The sequence below is a fragment of the Tabrizicola sp. genome (assembly GCF_041919135.1).
GTDB lineage: Bacteria > Pseudomonadota > Alphaproteobacteria > Rhodobacterales > Rhodobacteraceae > Tabrizicola.
In genome coordinates, this window is record NZ_JAYRUJ010000009.1 from 131,503 (window position 1) to 157,817 (window position 26,315).

Below are 26,315 nucleotides of genomic sequence, written 5' to 3' on the forward strand. Positions count from 1 at the left end.
TTTTCGGCGACCATGCTGAATGTACAGAATCCGGGGGTATGATCCAGCCAAATGAGCGATGCCATCGAGATCCGCCGCGTGGTCAAGCGCTATGGCACCTTCACCGCCCTGCACGGCGTCTCGCTGGCGATCCGGGACAACGAGTTCTTCACCCTGCTTGGCCCCTCGGGCTGCGGCAAGACCACGCTTCTGCGGATGATCGCCGGGTTCGAGAATGTGACCCAGGGCGAGATCCTGCTGTTCGGCCAGAACATCGCGGGGCTGGAGCCGGACCGGCGGCCGGTCAACACGGTGTTCCAGAACTATGCCCTGTTTCCGCATATGTCGGTCCTCGACAACGTGGCCTTCGGGCTGAAGATGAAGGGCGTGGCGGCCGGGGCCCGGCGCGAACGGGCGGGCCGGATGCTGGAGATGGTGCATCTGTCGGCCTTTGCCGACCGCCTGCCCTCGCAGCTGTCCGGCGGCCAGCAACAGCGGGTGGCGCTGGCCCGCGCCCTGGCGCCCGAGCCTCGGGTGCTGCTCCTGGACGAGCCGCTGTCGGCGCTGGACCTGAAGCTGCGGCAGGCGATGCGGGTAGAGCTGAAGCAGCTGCAGGAGGAGACCGGCATCACCTTCATCTTCGTGACCCATGACCAGGAAGAAGCCCTGACCATGTCCGACCGCATCGCGGTGATGAGCGCGGGCCATGTCCAGCAGATCGGCACCGCGCGCGAGATCTACGAGGCCCCGGTCAACCGCTTCGTGGCCGATTTCATCGGCGAGACCAACCTGCTGGAGGTCGAGGTCGCCTCGGTCGCGGGCGGGCAGGCGCGGGTGGTGTTGCCGGGCGGGCAGGCGCTGACCTGCCCCTCGGCCGGCGATACCCTCGGCCGGCACGCCCTGTCGATCCGGCCCGAGCGGCTGACGCCGGTGGCCACGGGCGGGGATCTCGACGTGACGGTCGAGCGGGTGGTCTATCTTGGCACCGACCTGCAACTGCTGACCCGGCTAGGGGGCGGGGCAGAGATTCAGGTCCGCATCCAGAACTCGGCCCGGACACAGGTGCCGCAGCCCGGCGACCCGCTGGGCCTGCGGATCGAGGAGGGCGCGGCGCGCCTTCTGGCCGACTGATGGCGGGGATCGCGGACCAGACCCCGGCCACCGGCGACGACAGCTATCGCCGCATCGTCGCGCCGCTGCTTGTGCCGACCTGGGCGATGATCGGGATCTTCCTGGTCCTGCCGGTCGGGCTGATGGCGGTCTATTCCTTCCTGACCAAGGAGTTCCGCGGCGGCGTCGACTGGCAGTTCTCGCTGGCCGCCTACGACCAGTTCTTCCTGTACCGCGGCCTGTTCGGGGATGAACCGCCGGTCCTGGAATGGACCTATGTCACGATCTTCTGGCGCTCGATCTGGCAGGCGGTGGTGGCGACGCTGCTTTGCCTGGCGATCGGCTTTCCGGCCGCCTGGTTCATCGCCACGCGGCCCCCGCACAGCCGGGGCGTCTGGCTATTCCTGATCACCATACCCTACTGGGTCAACCTTCTGATCCGCACGGTCAGCCTGAAGTTCCTGATCCGCGACAACGGCCCCCTGAACGAGGCGCTGATGGGCCTTGGCCTGATCGACGGGCCGCTGCCGCTGGTCAACACCAACCTCGCGGTGCAGCTGGGCCTGTTCTACAGCTACCTGCCCTTCATGGTGCTGCCGATCTATGCGGCGGTCGAACGCTACAACTTTGCCCTGTCCGAGGCGGCGGCGGACCTTTACGCCAGCCGCTGGGTCACCCTGCGCGAGATCGTCCTGCCCATCGTCAAGCCGGGCATCGTCGCCGGCTGCCTCTTGGTCTTCATCCCCTCGCTTGGCGCCTTCCTCGCGCCCGACCTGCTGGGCGGGGCGAAGAATTTCATGATCGGCTCGCTGATCGACGAGCAGTTCAAGGGCAGCCTGGGCAACTGGCCCTTCGGGGCGGCGGTGTCGATGATCCTGATGACGCTGGTGATGGTCGCGCTTCTGCTCTATGCGCGCTCGGCCGCGAAAGGCGGCGCGGCATGAGGGGCGTGCGGCATTACCCCGGCTTTTTGGCCATCACCGTCCTGTGCCTCGTGGTGCTGTATGCGCCGCTCCTGGTGATCATGGCCTATTCCTTCAACGGCTCGACCTCGATCACCAGCTGGGGCGGCTTTTCGCTGCGCTGGTATGCCGATGTCTTCACCGGGCCCGAGTCGGCGCGCTTTGGTCAGGCGGCGTGGAATTCGCTGAGCATCGCCGCGATCGCGGCCAGCCTTTCCACCATGATCGCCACTTCGGCGGCGGTGGCGATGATCCGGGGCGGGGCGTTCCGGGGCAAGCGGGCGACCTTCGCGCTGATCAACATGCCGCTGATGGTGCCCGAGATCGTGACCGCCGTCGCCACGCTGATCTTCTTCGCCATGATCGGCCTGACCACGGGCTATCTGACCGTTCTGATCGCCCATGTCACCTTCTGCATCCCCTTCGCCTACCTGCCCATCGCCGCGCGCCTGCAAGGGATCGAGGGCCATTACGAGCAGGCCGCCCGCGACCTTTACGCCAGCCGCTGGCAGGCCTTCCGCCTGATCCTCCTGCCGCTCCTGGCGCCGGGGGTGGTGTCGGGCTTCCTCTTGGCCTTCATCATCTCGCTGGACGATTTCATCATCACCAACTTCGTCAAGGGCGCGGGAATGGAGACGCTGCCGACCGCGATCTTCGGCTCGGTCAAGCAGGGGATCAAGCCGAACATCATGGCGATCTCCACCCTGATGCTGGCCGTCTCGATCCTGTTCGTGACCCTGTCCTACCTGATCAACCGCAAGGGCCGCAGAAGCCCGTAACCGACAAGGAGACGCATTGATGAGAATCCGCCTGACCACCCTGGCCCTGCTGCTGGCCGGCCCCGCCTTCGCCGAGGGCGAACTGAAGGTCTACCACTGGTTCGAATACATCCCGCAGGAACTGGTGGACAAGTTCACCGCCGAGACCGGGATCAAGGTCACGATCGACACCTATGACAGCAACGAGGCGATGCTCGCCTCGCTCAAGGCCGGGAAACTGGGCCAGTATGACGTGGCCGTCCCGGGCGACTACATGGTGCAGATCATGGGAAGCGAGGGACTTCTGGACAGCTTCACCCGCGAGGAGCTGCCGAACTTCGCCAATATCGACCCGAAATGGATCGACGTGCCCTTCGACCCGGGCCGCCAGTCCTCGATCCCCTATCAATGGGGCACGACCGCCTTCAGCGTGAACCGCGACGTCTATCAGGGCGACATCGGCAGCCTTTCCATCATCTTCGACCCGCCGGAAGAGCTGAAGGGCAAGATCAACGTGCTGGACAGCCAGGGCGAGGTTCTGGCGCTGGCCTCGATCTACATGGGCATCCCGCAATGCTCGACCGACAAGACGCAGCTCAAGGCCCTGTCCGACATGCTGGTGGCGGCCAAGGCGAACTGGGCCAGCTTCGGCTCGGACACGGCCAAGGACGTGCTGGTCTCCGGCGATGCGGCGGCGGGGATGATCTACAACGGCTTTTCCGCCAAGGCCCGGGCCGAGGGGGCGAATGTCGAATATGCCTATCCGAAGGAGGGCATGGTGGTCTGGATGGACAACATGGTGCTCTTGAAGGACGCGCCGAACCGGGAAAACGCGCTGAAGTTCATGGATTTCCTGCTGCAACCCGAGAATGCCGCCGCCGTCACCAACTATGCCGCCTATACCTCGGGCGTCATGGGGGTGGAGCCTTTCCTGGACGAGGCGATCAAGTCCAGCCCCGAGACCAACCCCCCGGCCTCGGCCCCGACCGGCAGCTTCGTCCTGGTCTGCGACGAGGCGACCCAGAAGCTTTACGATGCGATCTGGATCAACCTGAAGAAATGACGACAACCCGCCCCGCGCCGCCCTGGCGCGGGGCCTGAAGCCCCGGTACTCCCATGCGCCTTTCCGTCCTGCAAACCCCCTCGCCCGCGGGCGACATCGACGCGGCCTGCGCCGTGCTTGCGACCGCCCTGCGGGCGGCTTCGGCCGCCGGCGCCGGGGTGCTGGTCGCGCCCGAGGTCTTTCTTCCGGGCTACAACCATCCCCGCATCGCCGAACGCGCCCTTGGCAAGGGGTCCGCGCCGCTGGCCCGTCTCTCCGACGCGGCGCGCAATGCGGGAACCGCGCTGGTCTTCGGCTATGCCGAGGCGGCGGCGGGGCGCGTCTGGAACGCGGCGCTCTGCCTTGGCCCGGACGGCGGGGTGCTGGCGCATTACCGCAAGATCCAGCCTTACGGCCCGCGCGAGAAGGCGATCTTCACCCCCGGCGATGCCTACGTCACCTTCGACCTCGCCGGGCGCAGGCTGGCGCTGCTGATCTGCTACGACATCGAATTCGCCCCCCATGTCGCGGCGTTGGCCGGGCAGGGGGTAGAGGCGATCCTGGTCCCCACCGCCAACATGATGCCCTTCACCCATGTCGCGCGCCATACCGTGCCCGCGATGGCGGCCAATCACGGGCTGGCCATCGCCTATGCCAATTACTGCGGCAGCGAGGGCGACCTGACCTATGCCGGCGGCAGCCTGATCGCCGGCCCCCATGGCGAGGTGCTGGCCCAGGCGGGCGAGCATCCGGCGCTGCTGATCGCCGACGTGCCCGCCGTCGATCCGGCCCGCGTCTCCACCCAGATCACTGATTTCCGGAAAGTCTGACGCCATGCCCCGCGACAGCCGCTATGACATCCTCTTCGAACCGCTGCGGATCGGGCCGAAACTGGCGAAGAACCGCTTCTACCAGGTCCCGCATTGCAACGGCGGCGGCTACCGCGACCCTTCCGCCGCCGCCGAGATGCGCCGCACCAAGGCCGAGGGCGGCTGGGGCGTGATCTTCACCGAGCAGACCGAGATCCACCCCTCGTCCGAGATCACCCCCTTCATCGAGCAGCACCTGTGGGAGGACAAGGATATCCCCGCGCTTGCCGCCATGGCCGAGGCGATGAAAAGCCATGGCGCGCTGGCGGGGATCCAGCTGGCCTATTCCGGGATCAACGGGCCGAACCTCTATTCCCGCGACGTGCCGCTGGCGGTGACGGGCGGGCCGATCCTGACCTTCACCTCCGATCCGGTGCAGGCCCGCACCCTGGACCGCGAGGATATCCGCGACCTGCGCCGCTGGTTCCGCAACGCCGTCCGCCGCAGCCAGCAGGCGGGCTTCGACCTGATCTGCCTCTATGGCGCGCATGGCTTCGGCATCTTCCAGCACTTCCTCTCGCGCGCCACCAACCACCGCAGCGACGAATATGGCGGCAGCCTTGAAAACCGCGGCCGCTTCCTGCGCGAGGTGATCGAGGAGGCGCGGGAAGCGACGAAGGGAGAGCTTGGGATCACCTACCGCATGTCGCTGCACGAGGCCGGGACCCACGGTTTCTCCAACGCCGAGGTGCGCGATTTCATCGAGATGCACGGCGACCTGCCCGACCTCTGGGATCTGGCCCACGGCACCTGGGAGGCCTGCTCGGGCACCTCGCGCTTCCGGCCCGAGGGCGCGCAAGAGGATCTGGTGCGCGGGATCAAGGCGCTGACCTCGCGCCCCGTCGTCGGCGTGGGGCGCTTTACCAGCGCCGATGCGATGGTGCGGCAGATCCGGTCCGGCATCCTGGATTTCATCGGCGCGGCCCGGCCCTCGATCGCCGACCCTTTCCTGCCGAGGAAGATCGAGGAGGGCCGCTTCGAGGACATCCGCGAATGCATCGGCTGCAACATCTGCGTCTCGGGCGACATGACCGGCGGGATCAGCCGCTGCACCCAGAACACCGCCTTCATGGAGGAATGGCGCAAGGGCTGGCATCCCGAACGGGCGCGGCCCAAGGGGCCTTCGTCCAGCGTGCTGGTGGTCGGCGCCGGTCCGACGGGGCTGGAGGCGGCGCTGCAATCGGCGCGGCGGGGCTATCAGGTCACCCTGGCCGAGGCGACGACCGTGCTGGGCGGCCGGGTCGCCCGCGAACGCGGCCTGCCGGGCCTCTCGGCCTGGGGACGGGTCGCGGATTACCGGATCGGCCAGCTTGCGCCCCTGACCAACGCCGAGATCTACCGCGACAGCCGTCTGAGCGCCGATGACGTGCTGGCGATGGGGGCCGAGCATGTCGCCATCGCCACCGGCTCCAGCTGGCGGCGCGATGCGGTCGCCCGGCTGCACCTGCTGCCGATCCCGACCGATCCCGCCATGCCGGTCTTTTCGCCCGACGACCTGATGGCGGGGCAGGGGCCCTCGGGCGGGCGCGTCACGGTCTATGACGACGACCATTTCTACATGGGCTCGCTGACGGCCGAGGTCCTGGCCGCGCGCGGCTGCACGGTGGATTTCGTGACGCCCGCCGCCAAGGTCGCCGAATGGGCGGAAAACACGCTGGAGCAGGCGATCATCATGCGCCGCCTGATGGACCTCGGCGTCCGCATCCACCTGTCGAAAGCGCCCGAGGCGATCGGCGCGGCCGAGGTCACCCTGGCCTGCTGCTGGACCGGCGCGCCGTCCACCCTGCCCGCCGATGCCGTGGTCATGGTCACCTCGCGCATTCCGCACGATGCCCTTTACCACGACCTCGCCGCGCGGCAGGGCGAATGGGAGGGCGCCGGCCTGCGTTCGGTCAGGCTGATCGGCGATGCCGCCGCACCCGGCCCCATCGCCTGGGCCACCTACGCCGGCCGCCGCTTTGCCGAGGAGCTGGACATGCCAGACGACCGCGGCGACACCCCCCGCTTCCGCCGGGAAGTGGCGAGGCTGGAGCCAGGGCCGTCGCGACTTCCCTGACCTGCCCGGCATTTGACTGTTCGGGCCGGGCAGGACACCATGGGCGCAAGGGCAGGCAAGAGGCACGCATGATCGTCAGGGAAAAACCGGGCCTCTGGGACCTCTTGACCGCCCTGCGCGGCTCGATCGTGCCGCGCGTCGTCGGGCCGGTCCTCATCCTCGGCATCGTCGCGGCGCTGGTCGTGTTCCTGGACCGGATGACCGGACTTGCCCCGCATCTGGACGGGTCCAGCTTCGCCGTCTTCGGCATCGGCCTGTCGCTCTTCCTGGGCTTTCGCAACAACGCCGCCTACGACCGCTGGTGGGAGGCGCGGCGGCTCTGGGGCGGGCTGCTGGCCGACATGCGCAGCCTCGCGCGCGAGGTCGAGGTGTTCCTGGCGGACAGGCCCACGCGCGACCGGGTCCTGCGCGAGGCGCTGGTCTTCCTCCATGCCCACCGGCTGAACCTGCGCCGCCTGTCGCCCCGCGCGTCGGGGCAAGAGGAGGTGGCAACCGCCGCCCACCCGCCGGACGCCGCCCTCGACCTGGTGAACGCCACCCTTGCGGCAGCGCATCGCGACGGGCGGCTGGACGGTTTCGGCGCAAGGGCGCTGTCCGCCCGCCTGGCCAGCATGGCGCTGCAGCAGGCGGGCTGCGAAAGGATCGCCAACAGCCCGCTGCCCTTCGTCTATTCCCTGCTGATCTACCGCACGACCTATCTCTACTGCCTGCTCCTGCCGCTGGCGCTGATCGGGACGACGGGCTGGATGACGCCCGTCTTCGTCGCGGTGGTGGCCTATATGTTCCTTGGCCTGGCCGAGGTGACCGAGGAGCTGAGCCACCCCTTCGCCACCAGCCTGAACGGCATCGCCCTGGATGCGATCTGCCGCGCCGCCGAGATCAGCCTGGCCCCGCATCTGGGCGAGGACCCGCCCGAACCCCTGCGGCCGGTGAATCATTACCTGAGCTGACGCGCCCGGTCAGCTTCCGCTCCCGGCCTTGATGGCCGCAACTCCCGGTCCTTCCAGCCAGCTCTCCAGCCAGCGGGTCGAAACCTCGCCGGCGCGCAGGGCCGGGTCCCGCACCAGGGCGCGGTGCAAGGCGGTCGTCGTCGCGATCGGGCCGATTTCCAGCCCGTCCAGCGCCGCCGCCATCCGGTCCAGCGCCTCGTCCCGCGACGCGCCCGCCACGATCAGCTTGCCCAGAAGCGAGTCGTAGAAGGGCGGAACCCGGTAGCCGGCATAGATCCCCTCGTCGAAGCGGATTCCGGGGCCTTCGGGAAGGCGCAGGGTCTCGACATGGCCCGGATTCGGCATGAAGTTGCGGGCCGGGTCCTCGGCGTTGATCCTGACCTCGATGGCATGTCCGGTGCAGCGGACCTCCTCTTGCGTCATCCGCAGCCTGCCGCCCCCGGCGATCAGCAGCATCTCGCGCACCAGGTCGATCCCGGTGATCATCTCGGTCACGGGATGTTCGACCTGGATGCGGGTGTTCATCTCGATGAAATAGAACGCTCGCCGGCCGGGGTCGTAAAGGTATTCCATCGTGCCCGCGCCGCGATAGCGGACCGCCCTGGACAGCCGCACCGCCGAGGCGCAGAGTTCCGCCCGCAGGCCGGGGTCCAGCATCGCGGCCGGGGCTTCCTCCCAGACCTTCTGGCGGCGGCGTTGCAGGGAACATTCGCGCTCGTGCAGGTGGATGACGTCCTCGCCATCGCCCAGGACCTGCACCTCGATATGGCGGGCCTTCTCGATATAGGCCTCCAGATACAGGCCGGGATCGCCGAAACCCGCCTTCGCCTCGGCCATGGCGGTGGGAATGGCGGCGGCCAGTTCCTCGGCCGTATGCGAGACGCGGATGCCGCGCCCGCCCCCGCCGGCGGCGGCTTTCACCATGACCGGATAGCCGATCTCCGCGGCCAGGGAGAGCGCCTGTTCCAGGCCCTCGATCCGCCCGTCGCTGCCGGGCACGACGGGCACGCCCGCCGCGATCGCGGCCTGCCGGGCATTCACCTTGTCGCCCATGCGCTCGATCGTGTCCGCGTCGGGGCCGACGAAGATCCGGCCCATCGCGGTGACGGCGCGGGCGAAATCCGCGTTCTCGGACAGGAAGCCATAGCCGGGATGCACCGCATCCGCCCCGCTGTCGCGCAGGGCATCCAGCAGGCGGTCGACCGCGAGATAGGACTTCGACGCGGCGGGCGGGCCAAGCACGATGACCTCGTCGGCCATGCGGGCGGCCAGCATGTCGCGGTCGGCCTCGCTGGCCACCTGCACCGTGCGGATCCCGAGGTCGCGCGCCGCGCGCTGGATGCGCACCGCGATCTCGCCCCGGTTGGCGATCAGCAGCTTGCGGATCGGGGCCATGCTCAGACCTCAAGCTCGCAAAGCGGCTCGCCGGGCTCCAGCACGGTTTCGCTTTCGACAAGGTAGCCCATGAAGGTGCCGGCCTCGTCGGCCTCGACCGGCATGTAGGACTTCATCACCTCGACCAGCGCCAGGGTGTCGCCCACCGCGACGCTGTCGCCCGGGGCCTTGAACACGGGCTCGCCCGGGGCGGGCGAGAGATAGACCACGCCGGGAAGCGGCGACTCGATGCGTTTGATGGCCATTGGTTATCCTCGGATCATGTGACGGGTTGGCATGGCTCAGGCGCAGCGCGACAGCACGCGGTCAAGCCGTTCGACCAGAATGTCGGCCTGTTCGCGGGTAAAGATCAGCGGCGGCCGGATCTTCAGCACGTTCGCCGCCTTGGCGCAGGCCGAGATCAGCACCCGCTGGTCGCGCAGGCCGTTGACGATGCGGGTGGTCATGGCCGCGTCCGGCGTCTTGGCGACGCGGTCCGAGACGATCTCCACCCCCAGAAACAACCCCGCGCCGCGCAGGTCGCCGATGCAGGGATGCAGCGAGGCCAGCGCCTTGATGCCGTCCTTCAGATAGCGGCCGGTCTTGCGGGCATTCTCGACCAGCCCCTCGGACTGGATCGCCTCAAGCACCGCCATCGCCGCCTCGGCCGCCACCGCATTGCCGCCGAAGGTGTTGAAATACCTCGCCTTCTGGCCGAATTCCGCCAGAACCTCGGGCCGCCCGGCGACACCGGCCACCGGATAGCCGTTGCCCATCGGCTTGCCCATCGTCACCAGGTCCGGCACCACGCCGTGCCGCTGGAAGCCCCACATCGCCTCGCCGGTGCGGCCAAAGCCCGACTGCACCTCGTCCGCCACATAGACCCCGCCCGCCGCGCGGATCGCCTCGACCGCGCCTTGCAGGAACCCGGCCGGGCCGTCGAAGACCCCGTCGCTGGAGAAGATGCCGTCGCAGATGAACAGCGCGGGCTTGATCCCGTGGCGCTGCAGGTCGCGGATCGCCGCCTGGACGCCGGCCGCGAACTCGGCCCCGACATCGCCCGTCGCGCTGCGATAGGAATCCGGCGCCCGGACCGTCCGCACATGCATCCCCAGCGGCACGTTCTCGCCCAGCGAGGGCGAGAAGGCCGCCACCGTCTGCGTGATGCCGTGATAGGCGGTCTCGGTCACGATGATGCCCTGCCCGCCGGTATAGGACTGCGCGATCCGCACCGCGAGGTCGTTGGCATCCGAGCCGGTGCAGGTGAACATGAAATGCCCGATCCCGTCCGGCATGGTCGCCAGCAGCCGATCGGCATAGCGCAGGACCGACTCGTGCAGGTAGCGCGTGTTGGTGGTCAGCGTCGCCATCTGGCGGCTGACGGCCTCGACCACCTTGGGGTGGCAATGGCCGATCGAGGTGACGTTGTTGTAGGCGTCCAGATAGGCGTTCCCCTCGGGATCGTACAGCCAGGCGCCCTCGCCCCGGACGAAATGCACAGGCCGCTGGTAGAACAGCCGATAGGCCGGCCCCAGCAGCTTCTTGCGGTCCGCGATCATCGCCGCCGTCGCCGCGTCCAGTTCGGCCGCGCCTTCGACGAAGGCATTGACCATGCCGGTGTCGGTTACCATCGCTTTCACTCCATGTTGCAGGCGCGCAAGAGCGCGGCAGTGACATCCTCGCGCGGCAGGGTCGCAAAGCGGTCCATCCCGGTCCGCGCCGGTCCGTTGTTGCGCAGGATGTAATCGGCGTTCTGCGGATAGCGGGCCGCGCGCCATTCGGTGATGGCGATCGAGGTCACCAGCCGGGCCACCGTCAGGTCGCGCAATAGCCCGATCTCCTGACGGGTCAGCGGCACGACCGCATGATAGGCCGCCACCATCTCGGACACGCAGCGCAGCGCGCCGTCCTCCTGATGCGTCATGTACGAGGCGGCGACGCCCAGATCCGCGACCAGCGGCGTCTTCACCATGTCCCCGAAGTCCAGCACGCCCGAGACCCGGTCGGGTTCGCGCGGATCCAGCAGGACGTTGTGGTGATTCAGGTCGTTGTGCACCACCTGCTGCCGCAATCCCGCCAGCGCGGGCTGCACGACCGCATCGAAATGGTCCAGTTCGGCCAGCAACTGCCGGCGCAGCGCATTGTCGGGCAGCGAGACGACCAGCGGGCGCAGGCGCCCGGCATGCTTGATGTCCCACTGGATGTCATGCGACGCGCCCGGATGGTCGAAGTCGCGCAGCGCCGCCCCCAGCCGCGCCAGGGTCCGCCCCATGTCGCGGCGCAGCGCGGCCGAGACGCCGACCCTGACCACCGGGACGCCATCCAGCCAGGTCAGCATCCGCACGATGCTGGTCCGCCCGTCGGCCATCCGCAGGGGAAACTCGCTCTGCCCGTCCAGCGCCCGCACCACCTTGGGCACCGGCAGGCCGGGATCGGCGCGCTCCAGCCACAGGATCGCCTCGGTCTGGAAGTTGGTGTTGACCGCCGGCTCGCCCGGATTGGACACCTTCAGGGTAAAGTTCCGGCCGTCCTCGGCGGTGATCTGGAAATTCGCGTCGCGCTCGCAGGCGATGGTCCGGGCCTCGGCCGCAAGGCCATAGTGACGGCGCACCAGGTCGGCGGCGGCGGTCTCGTCGATCAGCGGCGGCGGGCTTTCCAGCGTCTCTCCCAGGGTGGCGCTGGCGGCTTCGGCGATGGATTCAGGCAAGTGCGGTCACTCCGGGGCTGGTGACACGGCCCAGTTCGGCGCGCAGGCGTCCGGCCTCGGCCCGGTCGATCCGGCGAAAGCGCAGGATGTCGCCGGGCTTGGCCTGGGCCAGCTTCCAGAATGCGGCGCTGGCCACCGTGAACGGGTTGATGAAGCCGCCCGTGCTGGGGGCGTCGTTGACAAGGATGATCGGCGTCTGCCCCGCCAGGTTCACCGCGCCAAGCGGATAGCCGTGGTCGATGATGTTCGACGGCTCTTGCCCGTGGTCGCTGTTCTTGTGGATCGCGCGATGGGCAAAGCTGAACTCGGGGCCGGTCAGGCGGATGCCGGTGCGGTTGCTCTTGGCCTGCACCGCCCAGTCGGAGGAGAAGAACATCTCCACCGCCTCGGGAGAGAGCCAGTCGTCGTTCGGCCCGGCAAGGGCCTCGATGTCCCAGCGGCGGTCGGTGGCAAAGCCGGGGCGCAGGGCCGGAGGGATCGTCAGTGCGGGCGCGTCCAGCCTGGCCGGGTCGGCCGCGCCCAGCGGCAGCACCTGCTCCGCCAGCAGCGCCCGGCCGCCCACCCCGGCCATGTGGAACACCGCGCGCGAGCCCAGGACGACAGGGCTATCCACCCCGCCCGAGATCGCCACATAGGCGCGCGCCCCGCTATAGGCCGGTCCCAGCGCCAGGACCTGCCCGGCGCGCACCACATGGCTGGACCACATCGCCACCGGCACGCCGTCCAGGGTCGGCCGCATGTCCGCGCCCGTCACCGCGACGACGGCATTGCTGTCGAACCGCAGGGTCGGCCCCAGGAACTGGCACTCCAGCGCGGCGGCGTCGCGGTCGTTGCCGACCAGAAGGTTGGCCTGCCGGAAGGACCAGGCGTCGAACGGGCCCGAGACCGGAAACCCCTGTTCGAGAAAGCCGATGCGGCCGGGCAGTTCCTGGACGGTGGTCTCAAGCCCCGGCTTGACGACACTGATGCTGCGCTGGCTCATTCCCGGCCCCCTTGCCCCTTGGCCCAGTCAAGATACCGATCGACCGAGAAGACCTGGTATTCGACGATGTCATGTTCGTAGCGGCCGGCGGCGACCTCGGCCTCGATCTGGGCACATTCCTCTTGCGTGACCGGGCGAAAGCGCACGCGGTCTCCGGCGCGGAACAGGGCCAGGCTGTCGCGGAAAGCGGGCAGGCGCTGCGCGCCGTCGTAGATCGGCGCCGGGCTGCGGCCGATCAGCTGATAGCCGCCGGGCGTGCGATCGGGATAGATGCAGGTCAGCGCCCCGCCGATCCCGATGGCGCCCTTCGGCGTCCAGGTGCGCGGCGGGTTGTATTTCGGCGCGAAGATCCGCGCCCCGGGCCGCAGCGGCAACAGCGAGCAGAGTCCCGGCCAGAACCCCAGCGCCGCCACCCAGTATTCCGTCCCCGAATGCAGCCGCGCCAGCGCCGCACGGTCCGCAAGGCCGTTCATCTCGCACACCAGGTCCGGGTCGGTGCGCTTGTCGGGATAGGTCTTGCGGTAATCCTCGATGCATGCGGTGGTCTGGTCGTCGGAATACCAGACCGGCATGGTGATCAGCCGGCTGGGCAGCGACCCCGAGGCGCCGGCGCCGATGCGGGCGTAGATCCGGGCAATCTCGGCCGTCAGATCCTCATACGAGATCCGGTCCGGGTCGTAGTTCACCTGGAACGAGGCCAGTTCCGGGATCAGATCCTCGATCGCGGCGATCCGGGCCTCGCGCACGGCGGCGACCAGCCGGTGAACCGTGAAGTTCAGCGTGAAGTCCATGCCGTCGCCCAGCTCGACCTCGATGGCACGATCCCCGCCGGGATAGAATCTCAGCTCATCGTGCAGCATGTCGCCCTCCCCCCGAGCCGTCCCGCGCCTGCTATTTGATATATCATATACAATACAGCGTCAACGTGATAAGAAGTGCAAAATCTGGCGCATGGTCTTAAAAGCGTCATGAATGCAGGAAGATGGGCATGACCAAGATCGAGTATCAGCCGCTGAACGACCGCGCCTACCAGGAGATCCTGACGGGCCTGACCAACGGCATCTTCGCACCGATGCAGCCGCTGGTGATCCGCACGCTTGCGGAAACCTACGGCATCTCGGCCACGCCGATCCGCGAGGCGCTGCAACGGCTGGTGGCCGAACGCCTGCTGGTGGTGCTGCCGAACCGCTCGATCGTGGTGCCGCAGATGACGCGCGAGAAATTCGCGCAGCTTCTGCCGGTGCGCGTGGCGCTGGAGGGGATGGCGACCGAACTGGCCGTGCCGCGCCTTGTGCCCGAGGACATCGCCCAGCTGCGCGGGATCCTTGACCGGATCGCCGCCACGGCCAAGACCTTCGACGCGCGGGCCTATCTGCAGCTGAACCGGGAATTCCATTTCCGCATCTACGAGAAGTCCGGGAACGAGGAACTGCTGCATGTGATCCAGGGCCTGTGGCTGAAGGTCGGGCCGGTCTTCACCGGGCTTTTCGACAGCGACCATTTCCGCCAGCACGCCAACGACGAGCATGTCCACATCGTCGCTGCGCTGGAGCGTGGCGACGCGGCGGCCGCGCGCGCCTGCATGGAGCGCGACCTGACCCTCGCGGCCAGGTCGCTGATGCCGCGCCTGGCCTCGGCCGCGCCCTGAGGGATCCATCTCCGGGCTCACGATTTGTCAAGCTTGACGAACAGCAGCCAGAAGGCCGCACAAAGCAGCGGCAGGGTGACCAGAAGCACGATCGACGCCAGCGAGAAGATGATCGGCACCTGGCTTTGCTGGGCCGCGGCCTGGACCCAGCTCCAGACCGGCATGGTCTCGGTCGTGCCGCGCAGGAAGATCGAGCGCATCACCTCGTTGAAGGACATCAGGAACCCGAACAGCGCCGAACTGACGATGCCCGGCATCAGGATCGGGAATTCGATGTCCCAGAATACCCGCCAGTTGCTGGCGCCCAGATCGCGGCCGGCCTCGACCAGGCGGTGGTCGAAGCGGGTGGTCACGACCAGGATGATCAGCAGCGCGAAGGGGAAGGCCCAGACGAAATGCCCCAGGGCCACCGACCAGAACCCCAGCTTCAGCCCCAGCACCGCGCGGGTGAAGATCAGCAGCGCCGCCCCCATCGACATGCCCGGCACGAACAGCGGGATCACGAACAGGAACAGCACCTTGCCGGGGCTGTTCAGCCCGGGCAGCGCCCGGCCGATGATCGTGGCGGCCACCGCGCAGATCAGCCCGACGATCACGCCGATCACCAGGCTGGCCAGCATCGGCATGTGCCATTCGGAATTGGCGAACAGCGCGCGGTAATGCTCCAGCGAGAAGTCACCGGGGATCCCGCCCAGCGGATTGCGGCTGATCGACAGCAGGATCAGCCACAGAAGCGGGAAATAGATCAGCCCCAGCATCGCGAAGCCGCCCCATTTGCCCAGCCGCTTCCAGACCGGCGCATGGCTGATTTCAAGCTTTGGCGAGATCGGGGCGAGCCTGGCGAAGGCGATGCGGTTTTCCATGGTCACCCCCTCAGGACGCGGAACGAGGAGGCCGGATCGCCGAACCGGCGCGCGATCAGGTACATGGCCCCCAGCATGAGAAGCAGCAGCAGGATCACGAAGGCCGACAGCGCCGCGACGACCGGATAGCGCAGCGCCGAATAGGCGCTTTCGATCGAGTTCGAGATCAGGTTGACGAAGCCGCCGCCCAGCATCCCCGGCTCGACCCAGGCGGCCAGCGCCGGCCCCAGGCTGAAGACGATGCCGGTCATCACGCCGGGCAGCGACAGGGGGATGATGACGCGGGACAGCGTCTGCCAGGGCGAGGCGCCAAGGTCGTTGCTCGCCTCGAGCAGCGTGTCGTCGATCAGGCTGATCGCCAGGTAGATCGGCATCACCATGGGCGGGAACAGCGTCACCACCATCCCGAACAGCACCGCGACCTCGGAATAAAGCAGCCAGTCCAGCGGTGCGTCGGTCAGGCCCAGCCCGATCAGCACGGTATTGACCAGCCCCGACTGCCCCAGGATCGCCCGCCAGACGATGGTGCGCGACGAGACGTCAAGAAAGAACGGGATCGTCAGCATCGCCAGGCAGACCGCGCGCCCGACCTTGCCGACCCGGCCCTTGGCCAGCCACAGCGCAAAGGGAAAGCCCACGGCCAGTTCGATCAGCGTCACGGTCATCGCGATGCGCAGGGTGCGCAGCGTCACCTCCCACCGGCCCGAGGAGAACAGCTCCACCCAGGTCGTCGTCGTGGGCGTATAGACGGTGCGGAACTGCTCGGTCGTGAAGAAGCTGAAGGCAAAAAGCACGATGATCGGCACGATCACCAGGACGAACCAGGCCAGCACGATCAGCCAGACCGCGACATTCATGGTCGCCAGCCTTCGGAGAATGCCCGAGAAGACTCCCGCCCGGCCGGCGGTGCCAGCGATTTGCTGCATATTCGTGATCCGTTCCGCGCAAAGCCGGGCGCGCCAGGCGCGCGCCCGGAACTGTCATTGGCTCAGGCGTTGAGGAAACGCTGCCATTCCTCTTCCATCGCGCTCGCGTTGTTCGGCGTGGTGGTCGAGACATAGGGCTTGGCGAACTTCTTGTTGACCTTGGCCTCGGTCGCCTTCAGCGCGGCGACCTCCTCGGCGGTCCAGCCGTTCGTCTCGGCATATTCCACGCCCAGGTCCATGTTCGGGCCGGCATAGCCGCGGTCGCGGGCCTGAAGCGCGCGGTATTCGCCGCTGAGGAAGTAGTTCAGCACCTTGTAGATGGCGTCCAGATTGCCGCGATCGACCGCCTGCGCGGCGATATAGGCGCCGTGGCCCCACTTGAAATAGCCTTCCTTGGTATAGGCATAGCGGGTCGCGTCCGGGCCCAGGACAAGATTCGCCTCGCGCACGGCCGGTTCCCAGCAGTTGATCACGTCGACTTCCTTGTTGGTCAGCAACTGGATCTGCTCCTCGAAGGCGCCGTAGAGGGTGCGGAACTGGCCCGCCTTCTTGCGCTCGATCAGGAAGTCGGCGACGACCTTCGCCTCTTCCGGCGTCATGTCGGCGACATTGCCGATCTGCGCCGCGCCCTTGGCCTGCAGATACAGCGCCGCCGGACCCATCGAATAGGTATAGGCATTGCCATAGGCCACGCGGCCGCGGGTGGCCTCGTCCTCGAACATCAGCGACCAGGACAGCTCTTCCTCGCTGTCGGGCGCAAGGCCCAGCTTCTCGGGGAAGTAGCCGAAGCTGTCGGCGTTGCCGATGACCGGAACGCCCCACTGGTTGCCCTCGGTGTCCTGCACCACGGCCGAGCGTTTCCAGTCGTCCGAGGTCCGCTCCCACAGGGTCAGCTCGGGGTGCTTCTCGTCCAGCGGGGCATAGAGACCCTGCGGCCCCAGGATGTCCTCGGTGCCCGACTCGAAGATGAACAGGTCGACGCTGTCGCCCATGTTCGCGCCCATGACGTCGCGCATGAAGACGCCGACGTCGTTGCTGGCGCCGCTCAGCTCGCAGCGGACGCCGATGGATTTCTCCATGGGCGCCCAGTCCTTCAGCGCCGCGGTCGGCACGCCATAGGCCTTGACCAGCGGCATGTCCTGCGCCGCCGCCCGCCCCGCCGCGCCAAGGGCGGCAAGGCCCGCGATGGCGCTCATTCCCTGCATCAGGCTGCGCCGGGTCAGCTGCGCCTGGCTGTAGGTCGAGAATTTGTCCTTCATTGCTTCTCTCCTGTTGGTTCCGTGTTGCGTCCCGGTTCCTACTCGGCGGCGAAGATCACCGCGTCGTTCGTGTTCCAGCCAATCCGCCGGATATCCTCGCTTTCGACATGCGAGCCGTGCCAGCTGCGCAGGCGCAGCGGCCCCGCATCGGTCGCCAGCGCGATGTCGATGTACTTGCCCCGGTAGACCCGGTTCGTGACCTGGGCCTTCAGCGCGTCGGTCGCGCCTTCCGCCGCCGGGGCGATCCGCTCGGCGCGCAGGGCCACGCAGACGGCATCGCCCGCCTTCAGCCCCTCCACCGTGACCACGCCCCTGGTGCGCGCGCCGCCGGGGAACTCCACGATCCCCGTCGTCCCCTCGCGGCCGATCAGGCGGGCGGGAAGGATGTTCTCATAGCCCATGAACTCGGCCGCGAAACGGCTTTCCGGGCGGTCGAACAGATCCAGCGGCCCGCCGCTCTGCACGATGCGGCCGTGGCTCATCAGCACCACGCGGTCGCTCATCGTCAGGGCCTCTTCCTGGCTGTGGGTGATGTAGACGAAGGTCATCCCCAGCGAGCGTTGCAGCTCCATCAGCTCGATCTGCATGTCCTGGCGCAGCTTTTCGTCCAGCGCGCCCAGGGGTTCGTCCAAGAGCAGGATCGCCGGCTGGGTCACGACCGCGCGGGCCAGCGCCACGCGCTGCTTCTCGCCGCCCGAAAGCTGGCTGATCCGGCGGTCGGCCTTCGCCTCGAGTTGCACCATCGCCAGCGCGCGGCGCGCCTCGCGCAGGGCGTCCGTCGCGTTCACCTTGCGGATGCGCAGCCCGTAGGCCACGTTTTCCACCACGCTCATATGCGGGAACAGCGCATAGTTCTGGAACACGGTCGTGCAGTTGCGCTTGGCCGCCGGCAGGTTCGCCACATCGGCCCCGCCGATGCGCAGCACCTTGACCGAGGTCGGCATCTCCAGCCCCGAGATCACCCGCAGCATCGTCGTCTTGCCCGAGCCGCTGGAGCCGAGGATGGTCAGGAACTCGCCGCGTCCCGCCGAAAGCGAGACATGCGAAAGCGCCGTCACCATGCCGTAGCGGTGCACGACATCCTCCACCTCGAGCATCGGCTCCCTGCTGCTGTCTTTCATCGGGCTTTCGCTTCTTTCTGTCGGTGTCTCAGTGGCGGATGACCGCGCCTTCAAGACCGGCAAGACGGCCGGCCAGCGAAAGCGCGACATCCAGAAGGCTGCGGGACAGCCCGGCCGGATCGGTGACCGGGGCGGTCCTGACGGGTTCGGCCGCGCCAGAGTTCCGCCGCAGGCAGATCCCCGGCGCGCGCAGGGCGGCCAGAAGCATCGCCCGCGCCGTGGCGTCCGGTCCCGTTCCGGCGGATCGGGCCTCCAGCCGGGCCGCGATCCGGTCCAGCCCGCGCCCGCCGCCGTCGATCACGCCGCCATCGCGGGCCGAGCGCATCGAGGCCAGCGCCCGCCGGGCCTGGGCCACCGCATCGCCCGCCCCGCCGCGCGCGCCGATCCGCAGTTCCGCCCAGTGCCCGGACAGCCGGGCATGGCGCTGCCGGGCATGTTCCCGGTCCAGCGGCAGATAGCGTTTGGCGGCAATCTCGGCCTCGATCACCCGCAGCCGGGGGGCGATCCGCTCCGGCTCGCCCGCGACCCCGGTCAGGGTGACCAGCGATCCCTCGCGCCGGTAGCTTTCCGCCCGGCCCAGCATCGCGGGCCTCAGCGCGTCAAGCGAGACCCCCGCGTGATCCGAGACCAGCACCGCGCCGGTCGCGATGGCCAGGTCCTCCAGGATCTCGGCCGCGCGCGGCCCCGCATCGCGCGGCAGCAGCGCCGCGACCTTCAGCACCCCGGCCTGCCGGTTGCGCTCGATCAGATGCAGCGCCTGATCCTCCAGCCCGCGCGCGGCGATCACCAGCGACTTGTCGCTGCGGGCAAAGCCCTCGATCACCGGGGCAAGGCTGCGGAAATCCCGGATCACCTCGTTGGCGACGATCAGATGGACCGGCCCCATCGCATCCAGCCCGGCGCCGCCCACCGGCCTGGCGTCGAAGCCGAAGCCCTGCCGGATGTCCAGCCTCAGCCCCGGCTCCTGGCCTTCCGCCACCTCGACCAGGCCCGCCGTTCCCACTGCGGCGCAGGCCTCGGCCAGCCGCCGCGCCAGCTCTGCCTCGGCCCCGGCGGCCAGCGCGACCGCGACCGGATCGACCGCCTCGGCGCGCTCGGCGGCAAAGGCCTCGTCCAGCGCGGGGCGCAGCGCCAGCAGCGCCGCGATCACCCGTTCCGGCACCGCGCCCGCCGCGATCCCGCGCCGCGCCGCCGCCAGCGCCGCCCCGGCCATCACCGCAAGCCGCGCCGTCCCGTCGCCCAGGTCGCGCTCGGCCTCGAGCAGCGTCTCCTTCAGCAGCCGCGCCGCGAAATGGTCCGAGCAGACCCGCCGCGCGATCTCGCTGCCCGAGGCGGCGGTCGCCACCCGGTTGCCGGTCGAATAGACCACATGCCGGCCATCCGGCCCGATCGAGGCGCCAATCGCGCGAAAGGCCGGGACAAGCGCCCCAGCCAGATCCTCCTGCAATGCATGGCCCCCGATCGCGCGGAACATCGTCAGCCCAAGGGCAGAAGGCCGCGCCGGCCCAGTTCTTCATGCACGGCGCGGGCGACGACGATGGCGTTGGGCGTATCGGAATGGACGCAGATCGACTCGGCCACCACGCGGACATCCTTGCCGCTCATCGCGCGGGTCACGCCCTCCTCGACCGCGCGGCGGACCTTCTCGGCCACCGCCTCGGCCGCGATCGGCGGATGCTCGCGCGAGATGACCTGGCGGCCATCGTCGCCATAGTCCAGATCGACATAGAACTCGCAGCTGAACGGAATGCCGCGCCGGGCAAAGACCTCGGACATGCAGCAATCCGAGAATGCGATGACCGGAACGCCGAAGATCTCGGCCGCATCCGCGATTCCTTCGGCGACCTCCGGGTCGTTCTGGGCCATGCCGAACAGCGCGCCATGCGGCTTGATATGGGACAGGTCCATCCCCTCGGCCTTCAGGAAACCGGCCAGCGCGCCGGTCTGGTAGATGGTCAGCGCGGCCACTTCCGCCCGCGACATCCGCATCGGCCGCCGGCCGAAACCCTCGCGATCCGGCAGGCCGGGATGCGAGCCGACCCTGATCCCCGCCGCCTTCGCCGCGCGGACCGTGCTCCACATCACGTTCGGGTCCGAGGCATGGAACCCGCAGGCGACGTTCGCATGGGTGACAAAGGGCATGCAGGCCGTGTCATCGCCGAAGCGGTAGATGCCAAAGGCTTCGCCCATGTCGCAGTTGATCGTGACCATCGGCCCGTCCCCGTTGGTTTGATATATCATACATCCTATATCGACCACTGGCGCCCCCGGATGTCAAGGCTGATCTTGGCCTGCCGGACGGATGTGAACGGCCGAAGGCTGCCCTCCGCCGCCGCGCCCGCCACATGTTACTGGAAACCACCGCCCCGATGCGCGATGATCCCGGCATCAGCGGCCCGCCGTGCCTCTGGTCGATCAGGCGCCGGACAGCAGGGCGCCGGGCTACATCATCCCACGGGACAGCATCATCAACTGCGAAGGAGCATCACATGAAGCGTTCGGCAACCGCCCTTTGGCAGGGCTCGCTGGTCGACGGACAAGGTACGCTCGACATGCTGAGCGGCGTTTTCCGCAAGCAGCCCTATACCCACAAGGGCCGCTTCGTGGACGAGGCTGGCCAGTCCGGAACGAACCCGGAAGAACTGATCGCCGCGGCGCATTCCGGCTGCTTTGCGATGCAGCTTGCACATTTCCTGGCCGAGAACGGCACGCCGGCCGAGAACCTTGAGGTCAAGGCCGAGGTCGAGCTGGTGCCCGGCACCGGGATCACCGGCAGCGCCCTCACGCTCCGGGCAAAGGTGCCCGGCATCGCCGAGGGGCGCTTCAAGGAACTGGCCGAGAAGGCAAAGGACGCCTGCCCCGTCTCGCGCGCACTGGCCGCCATCAAGATCACGCTCGCGGCAGAGCTGCTCTAGCCCGCCGCAAGACCTGTCCGCCGCCTGCGGGGCGGCGGTTGCCACCCACCCGGCAAAGTTGTATTTTCTGCGTCGACAAAATGTTTCCGGGCCTTGGGTGTTCGCATGACGACTGACGGTGGTGAGGGCGGCCTGCCCGAGCGCAAGCGCGGCTCGGGGGTGAAAGTCGTCTACGAGATGCTGCGCGACGAGATCCTGGACCTGAAGCTCGCGCCCGGCACCCATATCGACGAGGTCCAGCTGGCCGAGCGTTTCGGCATGTCGCGCACCCCGATCCGCGAGGCGCTGGTCCGCCTGGCGGGAGAGGGGCTGGTCGAGACGCTGCCCAACCGCTCGGCCATGGTGGCGACCATCGACGTGCTGAACCTGCACACCTTCTATGACGCGATCACGCTGATGTATCGCGTCACCACCCGTCTCGCGGCCCAGTATCACCGGCCCGAAGACCTCGTGACGATCCGCGCCCACCAGGCCGACTATGCCGCCGCCGTCGCCGCGCAGGACGCGCTGGCGATGATCGCCATCAACCGCGAGCTTCACGCCGCCATCGCCGAGGCGGGGCGCAATCCCTATTTCACCACCCTCACTCTGCGGCTGTTGAACGAGGGGCGGCGGATCCTGCGGCTTTATTACCAGTCCTTCGACGACCGGCTGCCCCGGGAATATGTCGACGAGCACGAGGCGATGATCGCCGCCATCGCCGCGCGGGACGTGGCGCTTTGCGACAAGATCGCCAGCGCCCATGCCGATCAGATCGTGCGCCAGATCCAGAAGCTCTTCGCCCGCGACGAACGCCAGAAGGTTCCGCTCTAGCGCGGATTCTTGTCGACAAGAAAAATGCAAAAGCTATCATGGCGGAGAGATTCGGCCCCGGCCGACGCATGGCCAACGCGCATGACAAGGAGTTCCGATATGGATACGGCGATTTTCCGGGGCGTGATCCCCGCGCTGATGACGCCCTGCAAGGCGGACCGCACCCCCGATTTCGACGCGCTGGTGCGCAAGGGGCAGGAGCTGATGGCCGCCGGCATGACCGGCGTGGTCTATTGCGGCTCGATGGGGGACTGGCCCCTCCTGACCGACGCCCAGCGGATGGAGGGCGTGGAGCGCCTGGTCAAGGCCGGCGTCCCGGTGATCGTGGGCACGGGCGCGGTGAACTCGGCCACCGCCGTGGCCCATGCCGCCCATGCCCAGAAGGTCGGCGCGGCCGGGCTGATGCTGATCCCCCGCGTGTTGTCGCGCGGCTCCTCGCCCGTGGCGCAGCGCAACCATTTCAAGGCCCTGCTCGCGGCCGCGCCCGAGCTTCCGGCGGTGATCTACAACAGCCCGCACTACGGCTTCGAGACCCGCGCCGACCTGTTCTTCGCGCTGCGGGCCGAGCATCCGAACCTCCTCGGCTTCAAGGAATTCGGCGGCGCCAAGGCGATGAGCTATGCGGCCGAGCATATCACCAGCGCCGATGACGACGTGATCCTGATGGCCGGCGTCGATACCGGCGTCTACCACGGCTATGTCAAATGCGGGGCGACCGGCACGATCACCGGGATCGGCAACGTGATCCCGAAGGAGATCCTGCATTTCGTGGCGCTGGCCAAGGCGGCCGCGGCGGGCGACGTCGATGCCCGCCAGCGCGCGCAGGAGCTGGGCGAGGCGCTGGAGGTCCTGTCCACCTGGGACGAGGGCGGCGACCTCGTGCTTTACTACAAGCACATGATGGTCCTGCAGGGCGATGCCGAATACGCGCTGCACCTGAACCCGACGGATGCCCTGACCCCCAGCCAGCGCGGCTGGGCCGAGGCGCAACTGGCGCAGTTCAAGACCTGGTATGCGGAATGGAGCAAGCTGCCCGGCGCCGTCCAGGCCTGCAAGGTCTGAGCCTCTGGCGAAAGGCCCCGCTGGCGATCCGGCGGGGCCCCGATCTCCGCTTCGCGGAAATCAGATCGCGCTCATGCCGGCCGCCAGCCAGCCGGCAAAGTCTGCCTCGCTGACATCCCCGGTCGCCAGGTTCTCCATCATCCTGACGCCTTCGATGGCATCGGGGCGGAACGAGTAGCCATTCAGCCGCAGAAACGTCAGCGCCGTCACGAAAGCCGTGCGCTTGTTGCCGTCCACGAAGGCATGCGCCTTGGCGATGCCGAAGGCATAGGCCGCGGCGATCCCCGCAAGCCCCGGGTCGGCATAGGCGGCAAGGTTCATCGCGCGGGCGCAGCCCATCTCCAGAAGGGCCTGGTCGCGCAGGCCGGACGCCCCGCCATGCCGGGCGATCTGCCGATCATGGATGGCAAGGACGGCGGCAAGCGGAACCCAGACGGGTTCCCTCATGCCAGCGCCTGAAGCAGGTCGCGGTTCTCGTCCATCACGATCTCCGCCGCGGCCAGCGCGGCCGCAACCGCCGGATCGTGCGGCGTGATCTTCAGACTGCCGTCGTCGCCGCGCAAGACAAAGAGCGTGTCCCCTTCCCTCACGTCGAGGAGGGCGAGCATTTCGGTCGTCAGGGTCATCACGGCGGAATTGCCGACTTTCCGGATCTTGGTTTCAAACATGACGCGGCCTCATGGATACATGAACGTATATACGCCCCTGCCGCTGAAAGGCAAGCCTGCCACATTGCACCGCCCCGGAGGGCCTTTCCCTCCGCCGTCAGGCCACCCCGTCCAGGCCCAGCTCCAGCAGCCGGTCCAGCAGTTCGACCTCCGCCGCCGTCAGCGCGATGCCTTCGGCCACCGACTTCGCCCGTGCGGCATAGCGCCGCGCCGAGGGCAGGCGCGCGCCCTGTCCCGTGATCGCCTGCAACAGCCCCTCGGCCCGCGCGAAGGGGTCTCCCGGACGGCCTGCGGCGAATTTCTCCGGCGACAGCGCCAGGATCAGCTCGCCATGCCGGGGGGCAAGGGCCGTGGTCCCCAGCGCCTCCAGCGCCTCGGGACTGGTCAGGTCGCCGATCATCACCCCCGCCAGAAGCTCGACCATCGTGCTGATCGCCGAGCCCTTGTGCCCGCCGAAGGTCAGCATCGCCCCGCCAAGCGCCGCCACCGGATCGGTGGTCGGCTCCCCCTCGGCGTCGATGGCCCAGCCCTCGGGCAGGGGCTTGCCCGCCCGCCGGTGCAGTTCGATCTCGCCGCGCGCCGCCACCGAGGTGGCAAAGTCGAAGACATAGGGATCGCGTCCCGGCCGGGGCCAGCCGAAGGCCAGCGGGTTCGTCCCCAGCAGCGGCCGCGTGCCCCCCGCCGGGGCCACCGTGGCATAGCTCGGGCACATGACCAGCGCGGCCAGGCCCTGTTCCGTGATCGCCTCGACCTCGGGCCAGAGGGCGGCGAAATGCGTGCAATCGTTCACCACCAGCGCCGCAAGCCCCAGTTCGCGCGCCCGCTCGGCCAGCGCCGGCAGGCCAAGCTCGAAGGCCGGGTTCGAGAAGCCGCCGCCCGCGTCCACCCGCACGATGGCCCCCTCGCCCCGGTCCAGCACCGGCAGCGCATCCGCCTTGACCTTGCCGGCCTTGACCGTCCGCAGGACGCCCTCGATGCGATAGATCCCGTGCGAGGTGCAGGCGTCGCGCTCGCCCGCGACGATCACCCGCGACAGCGCCGCGGCCTGAACCTGGTTCAGTCCGGCCCGGCGGAAGATGGCCTCGACGCGGGCCTGAAGGGTTGCGACGGAGAGTGTCATGGCGCTGCCTCCTGTCTGGCATGTGTCTGGCATGTGTCTGGCATGCGGCCGACCATGTGCATACAGCAAGAATGCAAATCGGCGACGAGGTCCAGCCCCTTCGGCCCGATCCGGGGGCCGGCCACCCGAATCTTGAATAAGTCTTGTATATTGCCTGTATTTTGTGATTGATTTGTTTGCGTCGCGACCCGATTGTTGCAACAACTGGAATCAGAACGTCACCCATGGGAGGAAGAACATGAAACCGGCACTCTTCACGACTGGTCTCTTGGCGGCCGCCGCGCTGGCCTTGCCCGCACAGGCGGACAAGCTGGACGATATCATCGCCGCCGGAACGCTGCGCTGCGCGGTCGTGCTGGACTTCCCGCCGATGGGCTCGCGCGATGCCGACAACAACCCGATCGGCTTTGACGTCGATTACTGCAACGACCTGGCCGCCGCCCTTGGCGTGACCGCCGAAGTCGTGGAGACCACCTTCCCCGAGCGGATCCCGGCCCTGATGTCCGGTTCGGTCGACGTGGCCGTGGCCTCGACCTCCGACACGCTGGAGCGGGCCAAGACCGTGGGCTTCACCATCCCCTACTACGCCTTCGAGAACGCCGTCGTCGCCAGCGAGGGCGTCGAGATGGCGAACTGGGAGGGCATGAAGGGCAAGGTCGTAGGCGCCACCGCCGGCACCTACGAGGCGATCTGGCTGGAAGGCAAGGTCAAGGAATGGGGCGAGGGCGAGTTCCGGCCCTACCAGAACCAGGCCGACGTCTTCCTCGCCCTCAGCCAGGGCCAGCTCGACGCCACCGTCTCCACCGTCGAGGTGGCCGAGGCCAACGTGAAATCGGGCAACTTCCCCGGCATCAAGATCGTCGACAAGGCCCCGATGGTGCCCGACTATGTCGCGCTGATCACCCTGCGCGAGGAATACGGCCTGATCAACTACATGAACCTGTTCATCAACCAGCAGGTCCGCACCGGCCGTTATGCCGAGCTGTACAAGAAATGGGTCGGCGAGGGCGAGCCGGCCAAGCTGACGATCGACGGCGTCTACCGTTGATACGGACGTGACGTGATGCGGGGGCAGCCCCCGCATCACGCCTTCCTGCATCCTCTCCGGGGCGGCCATGTTCAACTACAACT

General features: G+C 68.1%; 27 protein-coding genes. 12 read left to right on the plus strand and 15 right to left on the minus strand.

Translation table 11 applies throughout. The annotated features are described in order from the left end of the window. Nucleotides 1-51: 51 nt before the first annotated feature. The 7 genes from ACE3UA_RS09285 (at nucleotide 52) to ACE3UA_RS09315 (ending at nucleotide 7,726) form a co-directional block, all read left to right on the plus strand. On the plus strand, nucleotides 52-1,110 hold the full coding sequence (locus tag ACE3UA_RS09285) for an ABC transporter ATP-binding protein (RefSeq protein ID WP_374644357.1): 1,059 nt from the start codon (nucleotides 52-54) through the stop codon (nucleotides 1,108-1,110). Further along, nucleotides 1,110-2,033, plus strand: a complete 924-nt coding sequence (locus ACE3UA_RS09290) for an ABC transporter permease (protein ID WP_374644359.1) — start codon at nucleotides 1,110-1,112, stop codon at nucleotides 2,031-2,033. Before ACE3UA_RS09285 ends, ACE3UA_RS09290 begins: the two co-directional genes overlap by 1 nt. Beyond that, nucleotides 2,030-2,830, plus strand: coding sequence for an ABC transporter permease (locus ACE3UA_RS09295; protein WP_374644361.1), 801 nt, complete (start codon nucleotides 2,030-2,032; stop codon nucleotides 2,828-2,830). The genes ACE3UA_RS09290 and ACE3UA_RS09295 overlap by 4 nt, the downstream gene beginning before the upstream one ends. A 19-nt stretch (nucleotides 2,831-2,849) precedes the next feature. Further along, complete coding sequence (locus ACE3UA_RS09300; RefSeq protein WP_374644363.1) at nucleotides 2,850-3,872, plus strand: extracellular solute-binding protein; 1,023 nt, start codon at nucleotides 2,850-2,852, stop codon at nucleotides 3,870-3,872. A gap of 53 nt (nucleotides 3,873-3,925) precedes the next feature. Further along, nucleotides 3,926-4,681: a nitrilase-related carbon-nitrogen hydrolase gene (locus ACE3UA_RS09305; RefSeq protein ID WP_374644365.1), complete on the plus strand. Its 756-nt coding sequence runs from the start codon at nucleotides 3,926-3,928 to the stop codon at nucleotides 4,679-4,681. A 4-nt stretch (nucleotides 4,682-4,685) separates the two neighbouring features. Beyond that, nucleotides 4,686-6,776, plus strand: coding sequence for an FAD-dependent oxidoreductase (locus tag ACE3UA_RS09310; RefSeq protein ID WP_374644367.1), 2,091 nt, complete (start codon nucleotides 4,686-4,688; stop codon nucleotides 6,774-6,776). 68 nt (nucleotides 6,777-6,844) lie between these two features. Then, on the plus strand, nucleotides 6,845-7,726 hold the full coding sequence (locus ACE3UA_RS09315; RefSeq protein WP_374644369.1) for a bestrophin family protein: 882 nt from the start codon (nucleotides 6,845-6,847) through the stop codon (nucleotides 7,724-7,726). A gap of 9 nt (nucleotides 7,727-7,735) precedes the next feature. Here ACE3UA_RS09315 and ACE3UA_RS09320 read toward each other — a convergent pair whose 3' ends face one another. The 6 genes from ACE3UA_RS09320 to ACE3UA_RS09345 are packed head-to-tail and all read right to left on the minus strand — an operon-like array spanning nucleotide 7,736 to nucleotide 13,649. Beyond that, complete coding sequence (locus ACE3UA_RS09320; RefSeq protein ID WP_374644371.1) at nucleotides 7,736-9,121, minus strand: acetyl-CoA carboxylase biotin carboxylase subunit; 1,386 nt, start codon at nucleotides 9,119-9,121, stop codon at nucleotides 7,736-7,738. 2 nt (nucleotides 9,122-9,123) lie between these two features. After that, nucleotides 9,124-9,366, minus strand: a complete 243-nt coding sequence (locus tag ACE3UA_RS09325; protein ID WP_374644373.1) for a biotin/lipoyl-containing protein — start codon at nucleotides 9,364-9,366, stop codon at nucleotides 9,124-9,126. Nucleotides 9,367-9,402: 36 nt separating this feature from the next. Next, entirely contained in the window at nucleotides 9,403-10,731 is a 1,329-nt protein-coding gene (locus tag ACE3UA_RS09330) for an aspartate aminotransferase family protein (RefSeq protein WP_374644375.1), read from the minus strand. 5 nt (nucleotides 10,732-10,736) lie between these two features. Beyond that, nucleotides 10,737-11,807 carry a phosphotransferase gene (locus ACE3UA_RS09335; protein WP_374644377.1) on the minus strand — a complete coding sequence of 357 codons (1,071 nt, stop codon included), beginning with the start codon at nucleotides 11,805-11,807 and terminating at the stop codon, nucleotides 10,737-10,739. Then, a complete protein-coding gene (locus tag ACE3UA_RS09340) occupies nucleotides 11,800-12,789 on the minus strand; it encodes a biotin-dependent carboxyltransferase family protein (RefSeq protein ID WP_374644379.1) in 990 nt (329 codons plus the stop codon). Before ACE3UA_RS09340 ends, ACE3UA_RS09335 begins: the two co-directional genes overlap by 8 nt. Then, on the minus strand, nucleotides 12,786-13,649 hold the full coding sequence (locus ACE3UA_RS09345) for an allophanate hydrolase subunit 1 (RefSeq protein ID WP_374644381.1): 864 nt from the start codon (nucleotides 13,647-13,649) through the stop codon (nucleotides 12,786-12,788). Before ACE3UA_RS09345 ends, ACE3UA_RS09340 begins: the two co-directional genes overlap by 4 nt. A gap of 128 nt (nucleotides 13,650-13,777) precedes the next feature. Here ACE3UA_RS09345 and ACE3UA_RS09350 point away from each other — a divergent pair, with 128 nt between their 5' ends. Then, nucleotides 13,778-14,437: a GntR family transcriptional regulator gene (locus ACE3UA_RS09350; RefSeq protein WP_374644383.1), complete on the plus strand. Its 660-nt coding sequence runs from the start codon at nucleotides 13,778-13,780 to the stop codon at nucleotides 14,435-14,437. Between the two features lie 17 nt (nucleotides 14,438-14,454). On the opposite strand, the gene ACE3UA_RS09355 is transcribed toward ACE3UA_RS09350, so the two are convergent. From ACE3UA_RS09355 to pxpA, 6 genes are all read right to left on the minus strand, one after another. Beyond that, nucleotides 14,455-15,300, minus strand: a complete 846-nt coding sequence (locus tag ACE3UA_RS09355; protein WP_374644385.1) for an ABC transporter permease — start codon at nucleotides 15,298-15,300, stop codon at nucleotides 14,455-14,457. A gap of 2 nt (nucleotides 15,301-15,302) precedes the next feature. Continuing rightward, on the minus strand, nucleotides 15,303-16,226 hold the full coding sequence (locus ACE3UA_RS09360) for an ABC transporter permease (protein WP_374644387.1): 924 nt from the start codon (nucleotides 16,224-16,226) through the stop codon (nucleotides 15,303-15,305). Nucleotides 16,227-16,288: 62 nt separating this feature from the next. Beyond that, nucleotides 16,289-17,485 (minus strand): hypothetical protein, encoded by a 1,197-nt coding sequence (locus tag ACE3UA_RS09365; RefSeq protein WP_374644389.1) that lies wholly within the window; start codon nucleotides 17,483-17,485, stop codon nucleotides 16,289-16,291. 38 nt (nucleotides 17,486-17,523) lie between these two features. Next, entirely contained in the window at nucleotides 17,524-18,606 is a 1,083-nt protein-coding gene (locus ACE3UA_RS09370) for an ABC transporter ATP-binding protein (RefSeq protein WP_374644391.1), read from the minus strand. Between the two features lie 28 nt (nucleotides 18,607-18,634). Next, a complete protein-coding gene (locus tag ACE3UA_RS09375) occupies nucleotides 18,635-20,080 on the minus strand; it encodes a hypothetical protein (protein WP_374644393.1) in 1,446 nt (481 codons plus the stop codon). A 2-nt stretch (nucleotides 20,081-20,082) separates the two neighbouring features. After that, nucleotides 20,083-20,817, minus strand: a complete 735-nt coding sequence (gene pxpA, locus ACE3UA_RS09380; RefSeq protein WP_374644395.1) for a 5-oxoprolinase subunit PxpA — start codon at nucleotides 20,815-20,817, stop codon at nucleotides 20,083-20,085. Between the two features lie 278 nt (nucleotides 20,818-21,095). Between pxpA and ACE3UA_RS09385 the strand changes: the two genes are divergently transcribed. The 3 genes from ACE3UA_RS09385 (at nucleotide 21,096) to ACE3UA_RS09395 (ending at nucleotide 23,396) form a co-directional block, all read left to right on the plus strand. Beyond that, complete coding sequence (locus ACE3UA_RS09385) at nucleotides 21,096-21,521, plus strand: OsmC family protein (protein ID WP_374644397.1); 426 nt, start codon at nucleotides 21,096-21,098, stop codon at nucleotides 21,519-21,521. Between the two features lie 105 nt (nucleotides 21,522-21,626). Beyond that, nucleotides 21,627-22,334, plus strand: coding sequence for a GntR family transcriptional regulator (locus tag ACE3UA_RS09390; protein ID WP_374644399.1), 708 nt, complete (start codon nucleotides 21,627-21,629; stop codon nucleotides 22,332-22,334). Between the two features lie 99 nt (nucleotides 22,335-22,433). Next, nucleotides 22,434-23,396: a dihydrodipicolinate synthase family protein gene (locus ACE3UA_RS09395; RefSeq protein WP_197643793.1), complete on the plus strand. Its 963-nt coding sequence runs from the start codon at nucleotides 22,434-22,436 to the stop codon at nucleotides 23,394-23,396. A 60-nt stretch (nucleotides 23,397-23,456) separates the two neighbouring features. On the opposite strand, the gene ACE3UA_RS09400 is transcribed toward ACE3UA_RS09395, so the two are convergent. From ACE3UA_RS09400 to ACE3UA_RS09410, 3 genes are all read right to left on the minus strand, one after another. Next, a complete protein-coding gene (locus tag ACE3UA_RS09400; protein ID WP_374644401.1) occupies nucleotides 23,457-23,843 on the minus strand; it encodes a type II toxin-antitoxin system death-on-curing family toxin in 387 nt (128 codons plus the stop codon). Further along, nucleotides 23,840-24,064 (minus strand): AbrB/MazE/SpoVT family DNA-binding domain-containing protein, encoded by a 225-nt coding sequence (locus ACE3UA_RS09405; protein WP_374644403.1) that lies wholly within the window; start codon nucleotides 24,062-24,064, stop codon nucleotides 23,840-23,842. The genes ACE3UA_RS09400 and ACE3UA_RS09405 overlap by 4 nt, the downstream gene beginning before the upstream one ends. A 97-nt stretch (nucleotides 24,065-24,161) precedes the next feature. Then, nucleotides 24,162-25,184, minus strand: coding sequence for an Ldh family oxidoreductase (locus tag ACE3UA_RS09410; RefSeq protein WP_374644405.1), 1,023 nt, complete (start codon nucleotides 25,182-25,184; stop codon nucleotides 24,162-24,164). Nucleotides 25,185-25,422: 238 nt separating this feature from the next. Between ACE3UA_RS09410 and ACE3UA_RS09415 the strand changes: the two genes are divergently transcribed. Continuing rightward, nucleotides 25,423-26,232, plus strand: coding sequence for a transporter substrate-binding domain-containing protein (locus tag ACE3UA_RS09415; RefSeq protein ID WP_374644407.1), 810 nt, complete (start codon nucleotides 25,423-25,425; stop codon nucleotides 26,230-26,232). Nucleotides 26,233-26,315: the final 83 nt, after the last annotated feature.